General features: G+C 72.2%; 1 protein-coding gene. It reads right to left on the bottom strand.

All coding sequences use genetic code 11. The features are described 5' to 3' along the window. A partial coding sequence (locus MXD60_RS26360; RefSeq protein ID WP_248822401.1) for a HAMP domain-containing protein occupies positions 1-353 on the bottom strand: 353 nt, incomplete at both ends.

The following is a 353-nucleotide window of genomic DNA, read 5'->3' as shown; positions in this document are numbered from 1 at the left end:
CCGGCCATCGAGTTCACCGACTCGGTCAGGTCCCGCCACACCCCGGACACGCCCCGCACGTGCGCCTGGCCGCCCAGCGCGCCCTCGGTGCCGACCTCGCGGGCCACCCGGGTCACCTCGTCCGCGAACGAGGAGAGCTGGTCCACCATCGTGTTCAGGGTGTCCTTGAGCTCCAGGATCTCGCCCTGGGCGGTGACCGTGATCTTCTGGCTCAGGTCGCCGCGGGCCACCGCGGTGGCCACCAGGGCGATGTTGCGGACCTGGCTGGTCAGGTTCCCGGCCATCGAGTTCACCGACTCGGTCAGGTCCCGCCACACCCCGGACACGCCCCGCACGTGCGCCTGGCCGCCCAG

Source organism: Frankia sp. AgB32, assembly GCF_023243045.1.
Classification (GTDB): Bacteria; Actinomycetota; Actinomycetes; order Frankiales; family Frankiaceae; genus Frankia.
Note: the sequence above shows the minus strand (reverse complement) of the source record. Positions and strands in the feature narration are given on the sequence as shown.